12 protein-coding genes are annotated in these 12,302 nt (G+C 54.2%); 4 read left to right on the plus strand and 8 right to left on the minus strand.

Features of this window, described 5'->3' with window-relative positions; all coding sequences use genetic code 11:
• The first annotated feature begins 178 nt into the window (after positions 1-178).
• On the plus strand, positions 179-445 hold the full coding sequence (locus Q1B15_RS18385; RefSeq protein ID WP_299756499.1) for a hypothetical protein: 267 nt from the start codon (positions 179-181) through the stop codon (positions 443-445).
• 119 nt (positions 446-564) lie between these two features.
• Here Q1B15_RS18385 and Q1B15_RS18390 read toward each other — a convergent pair whose 3' ends face one another.
• Both Q1B15_RS18390 and Q1B15_RS18395 read right to left on the minus strand, forming a co-directional pair.
• Positions 565-1,524, minus strand: coding sequence for an alpha/beta fold hydrolase (locus Q1B15_RS18390; RefSeq protein ID WP_299756502.1), 960 nt, complete (start codon positions 1,522-1,524; stop codon positions 565-567).
• Positions 1,525-2,090: 566 nt separating this feature from the next.
• Positions 2,091-2,978, minus strand: a complete 888-nt coding sequence (locus Q1B15_RS18395) for a LysR substrate-binding domain-containing protein (protein ID WP_299756504.1) — start codon at positions 2,976-2,978, stop codon at positions 2,091-2,093.
• 114 nt (positions 2,979-3,092) lie between these two features.
• Here Q1B15_RS18395 and Q1B15_RS18400 point away from each other — a divergent pair, with 114 nt between their 5' ends.
• Positions 3,093-4,037, plus strand: coding sequence for a homocysteine S-methyltransferase family protein (locus Q1B15_RS18400; protein WP_299756506.1), 945 nt, complete (start codon positions 3,093-3,095; stop codon positions 4,035-4,037).
• 58 nt (positions 4,038-4,095) lie between these two features.
• On the opposite strand, the gene Q1B15_RS18405 is transcribed toward Q1B15_RS18400, so the two are convergent.
• From Q1B15_RS18405 to Q1B15_RS18425, 5 genes are all read right to left on the minus strand, one after another.
• On the minus strand, positions 4,096-4,785 hold the full coding sequence (locus Q1B15_RS18405; RefSeq protein ID WP_299756509.1) for an amino acid ABC transporter permease: 690 nt from the start codon (positions 4,783-4,785) through the stop codon (positions 4,096-4,098).
• An 11-nt stretch (positions 4,786-4,796) separates the two neighbouring features.
• Positions 4,797-5,489 (minus strand): amino acid ABC transporter permease, encoded by a 693-nt coding sequence (locus tag Q1B15_RS18410; RefSeq protein WP_299756511.1) that lies wholly within the window; start codon positions 5,487-5,489, stop codon positions 4,797-4,799.
• Positions 5,490-5,574: 85 nt separating this feature from the next.
• Positions 5,575-6,372 (minus strand): transporter substrate-binding domain-containing protein, encoded by a 798-nt coding sequence (locus Q1B15_RS18415; protein ID WP_299756513.1) that lies wholly within the window; start codon positions 6,370-6,372, stop codon positions 5,575-5,577.
• A gap of 49 nt (positions 6,373-6,421) precedes the next feature.
• The gene (locus tag Q1B15_RS18420; RefSeq protein WP_366141750.1) at positions 6,422-7,162 is read right to left on the minus strand and encodes an amino acid ABC transporter ATP-binding protein; all 741 of its coding nucleotides are present in this window, start codon (positions 7,160-7,162) and stop codon (positions 6,422-6,424) included.
• A 525-nt stretch (positions 7,163-7,687) separates the two neighbouring features.
• A complete protein-coding gene (locus tag Q1B15_RS18425; protein WP_299756518.1) occupies positions 7,688-8,359 on the minus strand; it encodes a ketopantoate reductase C-terminal domain-containing protein in 672 nt (223 codons plus the stop codon).
• 763 nt (positions 8,360-9,122) lie between these two features.
• On the opposite strand from Q1B15_RS18425, the gene Q1B15_RS18430 reads away from it, so the two are divergent.
• Positions 9,123-10,367 (plus strand): Hsp70 family protein, encoded by a 1,245-nt coding sequence (locus tag Q1B15_RS18430; protein WP_299756521.1) that lies wholly within the window; start codon positions 9,123-9,125, stop codon positions 10,365-10,367.
• A gap of 587 nt (positions 10,368-10,954) precedes the next feature.
• Here Q1B15_RS18430 and Q1B15_RS18440 read toward each other — a convergent pair.
• Complete coding sequence (locus Q1B15_RS18440) at positions 10,955-11,152, minus strand: hypothetical protein (protein WP_299756523.1); 198 nt, start codon at positions 11,150-11,152, stop codon at positions 10,955-10,957.
• A gap of 430 nt (positions 11,153-11,582) precedes the next feature.
• Here Q1B15_RS18440 and Q1B15_RS18445 point away from each other — a divergent pair, with 430 nt between their 5' ends.
• The gene (locus Q1B15_RS18445) at positions 11,583-12,275 is read left to right on the plus strand and encodes a LysR substrate-binding domain-containing protein (RefSeq protein WP_299756525.1); all 693 of its coding nucleotides are present in this window, start codon (positions 11,583-11,585) and stop codon (positions 12,273-12,275) included.
• The last annotated feature ends 27 nt before the right edge of the window (positions 12,276-12,302 follow it).

Raw genomic sequence — 12,302 nt, forward strand, 5'->3', positions numbered from 1 at the left:
TGCGCGTGAGCGGTCATGAAGCCAGCAACTTCGGCCTGAATTGCTGTGCGAAGCAATTCCTTGGCTCCAGCCTGAATGACCTCGGTCAGCGGGTCAGGTGAAAATTCCGATGGCAGATCGAATGGAACAACAGTAGATTTCCGCGAGGTTATGTGAGGCAGAGGGCGCAGACGTTGAGATGCTGGGCAAACTCTGCCTACATGGGCCGATTGCGCCAAAAAGATTTGAAATTATTGCAAAGTGCGCATTCGCCCTGAACAGCCTTCACGACGGCGGATCTCTCACAGTGTGGGCGGATGTTGCCGAGAATATACGCGAACAGGCTCATACAGCAGGTATCAACTCAGAACTACCTGACTTTTTGAGCGCATTTTACCGACGCGCTGTAAAAGCTGGCCATGGCGATGAAGATGTCGCTGCACTTATCAAAACACTTCGCAGTTGACCAAATTCCAAGTCGGCTTTGGGCTCGGAGCGGCTATTCGCGCCAGATCAACTAAAGGCCGCTGTGCGGGTGACAGACCAGACGTTCGCTGGCAGCGGACCATTCCTTCACGGCGGGGTCTACTTTTTCTGAGCCTTCAAGATAGCTTCTTGTCGCGACGCAACCCCAAGCTTTGCGAAGATACTTGTCGCCTGATTGCGCACTGTCTTGTCGCTGACACCCAAGTCACGAGCGATCTCTTTGTTGCTCTTCGCATTGCAGATGCCTGCCAAAACCTCTCGTTCGCGAGGTGTGAGGACAACGTCTGTTTCGATATTGCTTGGGCCGACGAAGTTCAGAACCTCTTGGCAAAATATCCCCCAGGCCGGCTCGTCTTCTTGAAGAATATGATTTTCAGACGGAAGAACTACCAATTCTGCGTTGGGAATTTTGCGCGCCAAGAAGCGCCCCTCTTCTAAAGGCGCAACTTGATCACCCTCGGCATGTAGGATCAGGGTTGGGCAAGTGATCGATCCAAGCACGTCGCTGGCATCCATTTCGCCTCGCGCCCGTAGCAACTCGGCGCCGACCTCAGGCGTCGTTGTCCGCTGACAGAGTTCGTTGAACCAGCGGATCTTGTCGGGGTTTCCATCGGGCACAAACCTCTTAGTGAACACTTCTCGAAATGCCTGATTTGATGAATCCCAGCCCATCCTAAATACGTTAACAATTGCATCGTAGAATTTTGCGGCGTCGGGATTACCTCGATGATGCACGCCTCGCGCGTACCCGCCACAAAGAATGAGGTGTGAAACATCATCAGGGTACTTGGCGGCATAGTTTACAGCTGCAGCAGTGCCCTGTGACATCGCAAGAATTACGAAGGGCTTTGGCAAGTCGGCCGCATTCACAACCCGCTCAAGATCGTCTGTCCAGGCTTCGACATCGAGCGTGCCGGTCCTTCGATCCGACAGTCCACATCCTCGTTCATCATACCTCAAATAGTCGAAGTGGTCTTCCAAGAACCGCACCCAATGAGACCAGATCGGACTGGCTGTGTCGTACTCAAGATGCGTCAGCCACGCAGCGGCTTTTACCATGGGAAGACCTGAACCGCTGCGCGTCCATGCGAGCGATATACTATCCTTGGTCTCTGTGAAGCGAACCGGCCTCAATTACCTGTCTCGCGGTACATATGTCCTATCACTTCTGACCTCTCGCAAGCCCTTAAGGGACATCTGTCCGATAGATCGCACCCGGCCGCATGGGCATGTTCATTCTTATCAACCGCCCACAAAAGAAAAGCAAATTTATCAACCGCCAACACAGCAAAAGGAAAATGCACATGAGACTTTTGAGAGAAATCTTCGCAGCCCCCTCTGTCAACTCCCGGGCCCAAACAAATACCAATGTAGCGCGGAAAATCGAGCGCTTCGAGGCAAAGCTGGATGCTCGCAATCGCGCGCGACTCTATACGGCTCGCATCTGGCTTTGAGTGGCGAACTGCGAACTCCCCGTGAGTATTCCACGGTTTGGCACCGGCTAGGCATGATCTCATTTATGCCCGTCGTATCTGCAAAGGTGGCAACCTTCGCGCGAGCGGGAGAACGCCCTCTTTGTCCGCAACTCTGCCGATGATCGAATGGCCGCTCCGGTTCCGAGCGTGTTATGAACCCGCTTCTTGTTTCATCCAGTTTTCGAATAGGACAAGTCTCGGGTCCGGGTTCGGTGTCACCTCGGAGACAACATAGATCCCTTGCGGGCGATCAACCTTGATCGGACTAAGCTGAACAAGACTGCCTGCGGCCTCATCCGCTTTTGTCATCCTTGAATCGGCAAGGATCACTGCCTGGCCCGAAAGGGCTGCGTCAAACATGAATGCGCGGCTTTCGTATTCGATTATTCTTCTGGGTTCGGCAATTTTTACTTCCGCCGCATGTGCCCAAACCATCCAATCTTCGCGCCATCGTTGTCCACAGGCCAGCGGCAGCTCTAGAATGTCCTGGGCTGCCAGAGGCAACCGACGCCCCTCTACCAATTGCGGGGCACAAACTGGCCTTACAACGTCCTTGCAGATGAGCGTGCATATCATGCCGTCCCATTCGCCTGCGCCATATCGCACTGCCGCATCAAAGCCAGACGTCCCGAGATCGACATAGTCGAAGGAAAGCGACAGTTTGATCTCGATGCCGGGATGTTTTTTGTGGAAAATTGGGAGACGTGGCAGCAACCACCTGTTGCCAAAAAACGGCGCAATCGAGATCTTCAAAGTTCCGACTAGATGAGACTTGCGGGCCTCCGCAACAGCATTTTCGATTGCGTCCAACGCTTTGCCCAGATGTTCGGACAATGTACGGCCTTCTTCAGTCAGTATAATCTTGCGGGTCTTGCGTAGAAACAGCGCTGTCTTCAGCTCAAGCTCTAACCCCTTGATTTGATGGCCAACTGCAGCGGGCGTCACACATAATTCATTTGCCCCTAACTTGATGCTTTCATGGCGGGCGGCCGCCTCGAATGCACGCAATTGGTTAAGCGATGGCAAGCGTCGGGTCATATATATCATGCCTTAGAAAATCTAAGCTATGTCTAAACTTATGATCGTTTGTCAGATGTGGCGAGCAAAACCTAAACTAACGATACAAGTTTACTCACTGGACAGGAGCAACACATGACCCGCGCGACACCCCTATTACCCCACCAAACAGATGACATTTTTTTAACTGATGGCGGCACTGAAACGTGGCTCATGTACAAGCGCGGGTTCGAACTTCCGGAATTCAGCGCATTTCATCTGCTAAACGAAAAGAAATCGGCCGACGCATTGCGGGAGTACTACACTGCCTTTGCGGAAGTCGCCGTGAAGCTTGGAACGCCCTTCATCTTTGACAGCTTGACCTATCGGGCAAGTCGGGACTGGGGCACCTTGCTGGGATACTCCACCGATAGTCTTGCAGAGATGAACCACAAATGTTTTGAACTGTACCGCGAATGTGCGGCAATAGCCGGACTGGCGGCGGAAAATACCGTGATGAGCGGATGCATCGGACCGAAAGGCGATGCCTACAAAACAAATGAAGACTTAACCGCCGAAAATGCCGAAGCCTACCATGGAGAGCAGATCGAGACGTTCAAAGGCGCTGGCGCCGATATTGTTACGGCGTTGACCTTGAACACGACAGCCGAGGCTGTTGGCATCGCAAGGGCTGCAGCCAAGGTAAGCTTACCGTCTGTGATCGCCTTCACGGTCGAAAAAGATCGCAAGCTGCGCAGCGGTGAAACGTTGAAACAGGCAATCGAAACGGTTGATGCTGCAACTTCAAACGCGCCCGCATATTATATGATCAATTGCTCGCACCCCGTTGATTTTGGTCCTGCGCTTGCGGACGAGCCATGGGCAAAACGTATCCGCGGGTTACGTGCCAACGCCTCGTCCCTTGACCACGGAACTTTGTGCCAGTTGGGCCATCTCGAAGAGGGAAATCCCGATGAATTGGCGAGCCAGTATGTCGATATCAGGACCGCTTTTCCCCAAATGAACGTCTTCGGCGGGTGTTGTGGCACGGACTACGTTCATGTCGAGAAAATTGGCCGGGCGCTGCTGGCCGCCGCCTGAATATTCAATCATCTGGCGAAGATGACCGTCTGGACCGGCCTCTGCGAGGGGCCGTGTTCTAGTTATCCACTTCTACGACCGAGCCGAACTTGCCCTCGGCCCATTTCGAAAAGCGCAGGACCGGATAACAGTAAAGAAAGTAGAACAGGGCAATCAGGCAGTAGATGAACATGATGTCGCCGGGCATCCGCATGATTGCGACCTCGCCCTGTCTCGTCAGTTCAGAGACGCCGATGACAGACAAGACAGCCGTGCTTTTGATCACTATGACATAGACACTGGCCATGGGCGGTATCGTGAGCTTCATGGCTTGTGGGATCACGACATTCTTGTAGGTCTGAAAGCGTGTCATGCCAACGGATCGTGCCGCTTCGCTTTGCCCGTTTGGAACGGCGAAAATGGCAGAAGCGACGATCTCGGTCACATAGCTTGAGGTATAAAGCGACAGAGAAACCACCGCCGCAGTGAAGCCGTCAAACTGCAGCCAAGAGATGCCCAGCGAGGGCAGAACAAAGAAGATAATATACAGCTGAACAAGGTAGGGTGATCCGCGCAGTATGTGGAGATAGCCGTTGATCAGTTTGGTGAGGAGATAATAGCCAGTTGTTTTTGTGACTCCGAGACAAAACCCGATAATGGATCCGAAAAAGATCGCTAGTATCGAGATTTTAAACGTCGACCACAGACCCTTAAGGAGGAACGGCCAGAGGCTTTGTACGATGTCAATTTTGTCGAAGATCGAGTCCATCACACTGCCCCCTAATTTGCTTGCCAGGCTTTACCGCCCAGCTTATTTTGAAGAATTCCTGAGATGACCAGCATCATCGAATAGATCAGCAGATAGCACACCGCTGTAGTCACATAGCTTTCCGTTGCGATCACCGTCTCGGAGAACATGCGTAAACCGGCCCCCATCAGCTCGAATACCGCGATAATGGAAAGCAACGAGGTGTCTTTGATAAGCACCGCCGTCTGACCCAAAAGCGGGGGCATTACATTGGCGAGCGCCTGAGGCAGCGTCACGTTGAAGAGCGCCTGGCGTGGTGTCATGCCAACAGACAGCGCGCCCTCTATCTGACCGCGGTCCACCGAGGTGATGCCAGCGCGGATGATCTCGCCAAAGTAAGGCGATGTATGGATCGTCAATGCCAGAATGCCGGTTTGTGTTTCGTCCAGCAGGTTTCCGATCGGCAGGATCGACGGCAGGCCGTAATAGACAAGGTAAATCTGGATCAGCAAAGGCGTGGATCGTATGAACTGGATATAGCCCGCGACTGGTCTCCAGATCAGCGGGTTAGTAGACAGCCGACCTAAAGCCACCAAAGTCCCGAAGATCAGCGACAGGATCAGGCACAGGCCTGAAATCCAGAGCGTCTGGCCGATCCCTGCGATAAAGACATCGGTATACTGCCCGACGATGCGGAAATTGAAGTAGTGTTGGAGCCAGTCCATAGGGGGTCCACCGCTTTGGTTTTAACGCGCAAGGATGCGTGTCGCTGTGCCGGGGCGCGCAAAACGCGCCCCGGTCGGTGTCAGCTTATTTGTTGTCAGCTTCCCAGGCAGTCGAATTCCACCAGTAATCAAGCGCTGTATCAAGACGACCGTCTGCTCTGATCAGCCGCACGTAATTGTCGAGCGCCAACAGCAGGTGAATTGAATCTGGACGGGTCGCAAACCCAAGCGGTTCTCGTGCAAGCTCGCCTTCCAAAACCTTCAGCCCCTCGATCGAACTCATGAAGCCCGCGATCGTGGCTTTGTCCGACAGTCCCGCACTGGCACGCCCCGAAACGACAGCCTGAACCGCCTGAGCGGTCCCGCCCGCGAACTCTTTCAGTTCGGCATTCGGCAGTACTTTGCGCGCAGTATCAGCCCAGGACGACGCCTGAGTTGCCGCGACCGAAACACCGTCTGCGTTCAGTTCTTCCCAGCTTGTAAACGGTGCATCTGCTGGCGCAAATGCGATTGTCTCGGAAAAGAAAACTGGCTCGGTAAAGACGATCTGCATATGGCGCTTGGCGGTGGGCGTCATGTCGGCTGCGATGAAATCAGCCTTACCCGATGACAGCGCTGGGATCAGGCCTTTCCAGTCGTAGTCCTGGATGATCAGCTCGACTTCCATGTCGGCGGCCATCATGCGCGCCAGTTCGATTGCAAGTCCGGTCCGCTTACCGTCCTTGTTGACGAAGCTGACCGGTGGCCCCTGGGTTTGAACGGCAATCGTCATCTCGCCGGTGCGGACGATCTTTTCCATGGTCGTTTCCGCGAACGACATTGTCGCAGCAATAGACAGGCAGGCGCCTCCGGCGATACCCTTCATCAGTGTTTTGAGTTTCATTCTCGTTTTCCCTTTTTTGGTTGTTTTTTGTTTTGGTCGCGTTGTTTGGTCAAAGTATCTGGCGCAAGAAATCCTGCGCGCGGTTGGACTGTGGATTGTCAAAGAAATTGCCGGGGGTGTTTTCTTCGATGACCTTGCCCTCGTCCATGAAGATCATCCTGTCGGCCGCTTCACGCGCGAACCCCATCTCGTGCGTTACGACAGCCATCGTCATGCCGTCTGCAGCCAACTGGCGCATCAATTCAAGGACGCCGCCGACAGTCTCCGGATCAAGCGCCGAAGTGGCTTCGTCAAACAGCATAACTTTGGGCTTCATCGCCAGCGAGCGGGCAATCGCGACACGCTGTTGTTGACCACCCGACAACATCGAAGGGTAGTTGTCGCCGTGATCCGGTATGCCGACTTGTGCAAGCAGAGCATTCGCGATTTCTTCGGCTTCTTTGCGGGATCGCTTTGCAACGATCACTTGCGGCATCACAATGTTTTCAAGCGCTGTCTTGTGCTGGAACAGATTGAAGTGCTGGAACACCATCCCGACTTTGGCGCGGAGTTTGTTTATGTCCGTCTTCTTGTCCGTCACTTCCTCGCCATCAATAACGATCCTTCCGGTATCAACGTCCTGCAATCCATTAAGAGACCGCAGTAGCGTGGACTTTCCCGATCCGGATGGGCCGATAATGACGACAACTTCACCAGCATCGATACGGTTGCTGACATTGTCGAGCGCACGAATAGGCTCGGGCCGCGATTTCAGATGATAGGTCTTGCTTATAGACTCTATCAGTATCATCGGCTCATTCATGCAACGCGTCCTTCCTGACCGGATAACCGGCCGCAACAGCAATAATCAAATGGCCCGGCGATCTGGTGTGTTCGCGGTCCTAAAACTTGCTTTCGATAGAGACGAGCGCGCGTCTAAACGCGCGCATTTGGTCGGTCAGGCACAGTAAAGTGGATACGAAAGGCGTAATGCGAGCGGCGGGCCCACAGGCCGCCCCCAGCAATCCTGTTGCGAACAATTCTACATCCGGAAGGTCACGGCGTCCAGAGTTTAAGGATTGATAGGATCTGGGATGCGGCGCAATGGCGACCGCACCACGTTTAAGTATTGCAGCGTGCTCGTAGGTATCCAAGTCAGTTTAGGTTCTTAGCAGACCTTCGCTGCGCTTTGCATCAACGCCTGCAGTGCGGGGCAAAGCGGCCCCTAGAGTCTAACAAGACTGGCGTGAAAGCCTTGCCCTTAAGTGCGAAGGTTCCGATCTAGGATCCGCGCCGGACCATAGACTCCATCCATCGCAGGCGTCGGATGACCAAGTTAGCGCGTAAGTTCCAAGAGGCCGCCGAGGATTGGATCAAGCTCGAGGGGGCGCCCGGCTTCTAAATCTTGCAACATTGAAGCGCGGAAGGGGCCAAACTTGCGCGTAATCGCAATGCGCTCATCAAGTTCATCAAATCCGGTCAGGCCGATGAGTGCGCCGATCTCTGTCATTTCTCTCATCATAGCCTGAATGAGGCTGCGTACGTGATCGTCATCGAGTAATTGAGACACATCCGCGCGCGCCAGCGTGGAAAGCGGGTTCACGTTGGAATTGCCCCAGAGCTTGTTCCAGACGTGCCAGTGCAACTCTTTTGTGTTTTCGGCCGGAATGCCGCCTGCCGCGAAGAGCTTAGCAACGGTCTGGGAATGCTGGCCCGATCCCGCGTCGCCCAGCCAGACCTTGTTGGCTTTCATAAGTCGGATGTTGCCGGGCGCGGTGACATGGCTTGCGGCATGGACAACGGTGCCCACCACGCGCGCGCCGGGATTATCCGTTGCTTCAACCCGATAGCGTTTTTGCTTTTCGCCGTCGTCCAGCCTCAGTCCGTCGCGCTGCAAGGCTTCCAGCGAAGCCCCGCGCGCCAGAACTGTCGCTTTTGCTCCAGCTTCAATACACCCCGCTGTCAGCCATCCTCCGATAGCCCCGGCACCAATCACAGCTATACGCAAATGCGGTCACTCCTATTTCTTCTCATGGCGAAACTTAGCAAAAAGGTCAGGCCACTTGTCGTAAACGAACGGGAAGTTCCCCTTGTATGTCCGCTTTGGGGTGAGGAAGGCTGACTGGCCAAGAATATCTAGCCGTCCTATAAATTCGCTTGGCCCAATTGCATTGGCTTTTTTGCGTCCTGATAGATTTCCTCGAAAATGTCAGCTGCGGGTAAACCCTTTCGAACGAGAGGGGCGCCCTATCCTGCCCAAAGTGACATTGCCTCAACATCACCAGTGGTGCAAGGAAGCGGCGTGTAACTTTGATATCTGACAACGGCTTCGCCGGTTGAGGGGCGCCCGATCATCTCTTGTTCATCAGGACGTGCCCCAGTTGCAGGGGTTCCAGAATCTTCCCATTTTTGAGAGGCTGAATTCGACAAAGCCCGATGTGACGCTGTTGAGCGCCGAGTTTGTCCACTCAGCGGACCTTGGTGGGTATCGCAGCAAGCGTCTGTTAAGAGGCATCGTGCACCATTCTCCAAACGCAACCCATGGCGCCATTTTCACAGTTATTGAAAATAATAGCTTCCTTGGCTATGGGATCGCGACTAGCCCGCGCCCCTCATCCTGCAGCAAAATATCTTGTCTTGAACTTGACGGCGCACTTCATGCAGCCCGACTGAATTTGACGTCGGAAACGGCGCCAGGCTGTTCAGCTTGACGGCCGCAATATGCTCCCATAGAGCCTCACCTCTTGTATGAGGATAGGGAGGCATTTGGCATGGCTCAACATTGCCTGGGGGTCGACTTTGGCACCTCCAACTCTGCAGCAGGCTATTTGTGCGATGGTACGCCACGACTGATCAAAGTGGCTGCAGGTCAGACAACGCTCCCCTCAACCTTCTTTTTCGATTTCGAGAACCGGAAGACCCTGATGGGCGAACCGGCCAATCAGGCGCTGTTGGACGGGGCTGATGGGCGATTTATGCGAGCGCTTAAGCGCGTTCTAGGCACAACCCTGATGCACGAAAAACGTCAAATCCTGAATGAGCGTTTGACGTTCGTCGATATCATTGCCCGCTTCCTGCAACAGATCAAAATCCGGGCTGAGGTGGAAACCGGCCTTACATTCGACCGTGTCATTTCGGGTCGCCCGGTGGTTTTCCATGCCTCAAACGACCCGCGCGAGTTGCAGGCCGAGGCTGATTTGCGGGCCTGTTATCTCGCTGCAGGATTTAATGAGGTCGATTTCATTCTCGAACCCGAGGCCGCCGCAATCGCCAGCGTTGCAGTGGATCCGTCCGGCGGGATCGGATTGATAGTTGATATTGGCGGTGGCACCTCTGATTTCTCAATGTTCCGGCTGGAAAATGAGCGCGTGGAAATTCTAGCCAATCACGGTGTCCGCATCGGTGGCACCGACTTCGACCGCGCAATCAATATTGATCGGGTGATGCCGCTGCTGGGCAAGGGGACACAGTTGCACAAGATGATGGGTCCCGGCAGTTCACCTGTACCCAACGCGATTTTCAACGATTTGGCTACTTGGGAGAAAATCCCCTTTCTATATACCCCTAAAAACTGTCGTATGGTCGAGGAAATGGCGCGGCTGTCCTATGATCCGGAAAAGCTGAACCGCCTTGTCACTGTATTGGAGGATGAGCTTGGACATGATTTAGCTTTTGCAGTTGAGAGCGGCAAGATTGCAGCCAATATCGGCGGCGAGCAGTCTCGCATCGCTCTGGACCAGATCGAGCGGCGCCTCTCCTGCATATTGACGACCGAAGATTTGGCTCTGATACTTGCCCCAATGGCACAAAAGCTCCGTGCTGGAGCGCAAGAGACAGTGCAATTGGCGGGCCTCGGCGCGGCCAGCGTGGAGCGAGTAATCTATGTCGGCGGTTCCAGCCTGATGTCGATTGTTTCGGAAACCATGAAGACGCAATTTCCTGACGCCCGACATTCCTTCACCGAGGTTTTTACAGCTGTCGCCGATGGGCTGGCAATCGCATCTGCGCGATATTAACGAATGTCATCACACAATGATCGTTCCTTGGTTTGACGCACCCAATGGATGACGGACAAAGGATCGCAAAGGCAACTTCGCAGGGGCCTTTGCTCACCTGCGCCGCTCCGTGAAGCTTGATGACGCGCTGCCCTACGATGAACGATGGGGCTTGGTACACCCTAAGCGCCACGCGCTTTGGCGCGTTATTGTTTGAGCAGGACCGGACTCAAAATGCGGAAGCGGTCTGCCGCGAAGACCTAGGTTTGGGCGGGGAGCTTTCACGCGGCACAACTCATCCGGACAATGTCTGGAGTCTCAAGGGCCTCGTGACTGTCTTAACGCTCGTAAAGCGGGGAATACGGACCAAGCACGACATCTTAAGCAACGGCTGGACTTTGCGCTTTCGCAGGCCGATGGCCGCGTTGCGGCAAACTGCTTGTGTGCGCAGGCAGCAATGGCCGCAGAGTAATGTAAAGCGTAGGTGCCAGCCAATTGCACGGCTGAAGTGAAAGTCTACAAAGTCCGGCATAACAGCCCTTGGTGTGCGTCGCAGCGAACGGCAGATTTGAGGCCATATCGGTCCCATGTGCAGCTCGATTGTAGGTTCATGATATGGCGTCTTCGTCGTCTCTGTCCTCAGTGACGGGCCAAGCGAATATGAGCACTATAAGACCAAGCACCGGCAAGACGATCGACAACAAAAGCCAAGGCCAAATCCGTCTATTTTTGCTTTTCGCCAATGCTGCAATCAACGCTAGATAAGGGAATGCGAAGATGAGAATTGTAACTGTATCAATTTCCATCGGCATCTCCTTTTGAACAGAACAGCGTCAATGCCTGAGCTAGCTCTAAAGCCGTGCTCTCTGCGCCCTGTTTGCCATCTCATTACAAACCACGAACGCGCCATTGGTCTTTGCGATGGATCAATGAAACCGCCTCCCGCTGTCACTTTGATATGTGAAGATCCGAAAGTGCCCGAAATTTTATACGCGCTTTGTGGGAGGGCAGCTCTCAGTGGGGGATGCCCCCGCCTACGGTTCTCGGTTTGTCCGAACTACATCCACCGCAATGGCCCTTAGCAGAATTTCATGGAGGCTGCAGGGAAGGTCTGCCTAGAGCCCTTTGTGACCAATGCTGCGGCGCACGAATACTTACGCAAAGCACGGAAGCCGGCCCCCGTCTGCAATGCAAAGCGGAAAAGCCGCCGTTGGTTCTTCGCTTGGAACCTCTTGGGTGGAGCGGACCCAGGACGGCGTTATTCTTACCCCTGTGGGGCGTGAGGTCCTCGCACGCGCGAAGCGTGTACTTTTGGATGCTCAAGCCATCAAGGACTATGCAGCCACAGCGAAACATGGATTGGCCGGCACAATACGGCTTGGTGTGAAGGCAACGCTTGGTCCATATCTGTTGCCACCTATTGTAACCGCCCTGCACCGCAAACATCCGGAAACCAAACTCCATATTCGCGAAGGCGTTCCCAGCCAGCTTGAGGAAGATCTCAAAGCTGGGGTGCATGATGTGATCCTTGCGCAAATACCGATGCACACCACGGATTTGATAACCCAGCGGTTGTTTCGTGAGCCGATTTTGTTTGCGATGTCGTCAGATCACCCTCTGGCAGGCAAGCAAGGGCTGTCCATGTACGATCCAAAAGACCAACCGGTGTTGCCCTTTGCGCCAGACTACTACTTACATGATCAAGTGCATGCCCTTTGTGAGGAATTTGGCGCGCAGGTGGTACGCGACTACGAAGGTACAAACCTTGATGCGCTGCGCCAGATGGTCTCGATGAATATGGGCGCCACCTTTTTGCCTGCCCTGTACTCCCAGTCCGAGGTTTCGTCGTTAGGAGATGTCGTCATCACGCCACTGGCAAAGCGCAGCATTTCACCCTCCATCGGGCTGGTTTGGCGAAAGGGTGCCTGACGCTCGAATGCGTACTCGGATTTGGCC

Source organism: uncultured Boseongicola sp., assembly GCF_937988555.1.
In the GTDB taxonomy this organism is placed as follows: Bacteria; Pseudomonadota; Alphaproteobacteria; order Rhodobacterales; family Rhodobacteraceae; genus Boseongicola.

Bases quoted from the DNA above. Each gene is read 5' to 3' on its own strand.
- Q1B15_RS18385 (WP_299756499.1), top strand. From the start codon at position 179: ATGCTGGGCAAACTCTGCCTACATGGGCCGATTGCGCCAAAAAGATTT.
- Q1B15_RS18390 (WP_299756502.1), bottom strand. From the start codon at position 1,524: ATGGTAAAAGCCGCTGCGTGGCTGACGCATCTTGAGTACGACACAGCC.
- Q1B15_RS18395 (WP_299756504.1), bottom strand. From the start codon at position 2,978: ATGACCCGACGCTTGCCATCGCTTAACCAATTGCGTGCATTCGAGGCG.
- Q1B15_RS18400 (WP_299756506.1), top strand. From the start codon at position 3,093: ATGACCCGCGCGACACCCCTATTACCCCACCAAACAGATGACATTTTT.
- Q1B15_RS18405 (WP_299756509.1), bottom strand. From the start codon at position 4,785: ATGGACTCGATCTTCGACAAAATTGACATCGTACAAAGCCTCTGGCCG.
- Q1B15_RS18410 (WP_299756511.1), bottom strand. From the start codon at position 5,489: ATGGACTGGCTCCAACACTACTTCAATTTCCGCATCGTCGGGCAGTAT.
- Q1B15_RS18415 (WP_299756513.1), bottom strand. From the start codon at position 6,372: ATGAAACTCAAAACACTGATGAAGGGTATCGCCGGAGGCGCCTGCCTG.
- Q1B15_RS18420 (WP_366141750.1), bottom strand. From the start codon at position 7,162: ATGATACTGATAGAGTCTATAAGCAAGACCTATCATCTGAAATCGCGG.
- Q1B15_RS18430 (WP_299756521.1), top strand. From the start codon at position 9,123: ATGGCTCAACATTGCCTGGGGGTCGACTTTGGCACCTCCAACTCTGCA.
- Q1B15_RS18440 (WP_299756523.1), bottom strand. From the start codon at position 11,152: ATGGAAATTGATACAGTTACAATTCTCATCTTCGCATTCCCTTATCTA.